The organism is Cellulomonas algicola (assembly GCF_019024305.1).
Classification (GTDB): Bacteria; Actinomycetota; Actinomycetes; order Actinomycetales; family Cellulomonadaceae; genus Cellulomonas; species Cellulomonas algicola.
Window position 1 is genome coordinate 1 of the sequence record NZ_JAHKSJ010000049.1, and the last position, 315, is coordinate 315.

1 pseudogene is annotated in these 315 nt (G+C 71.7%); it reads right to left on the reverse strand.

Annotated features, from left to right (window positions below):
• Window positions 1–315, reverse strand: a pseudogene (locus KOV94_RS20415) (pyridine nucleotide-disulfide oxidoreductase); the annotation flags it as partial.

Sequence of the window (315 nt, forward strand, 5' to 3'; positions counted from 1 at the left end):
AGTGGATCGCGGCCATCGAGCCCTCGTCGAACTCGAAGTCCGCGGGGTACACGATGACGTCGACGTCCGGCACGTGGCCGAGCTCGCGCAGCTCGAGCGGCGAGAACTTCACCTGGGCGGGGCCGCGGCGGGCGAAGACGTGCACGTCGGTGACGGGCGACGCCTTGAGGATCTCGTAGACGTTGGCCGGCACCTCGGTGGGCAGCAGGTCGTCGGCGTGCTTGGCGAGGATCCGAGCGACGTCCAGCGCCACGTTGCCGGCGCCGAGCACCGCGACGTGCTGGGCCTCGAGCGGCCAGGTGCGCGGGACGTCGG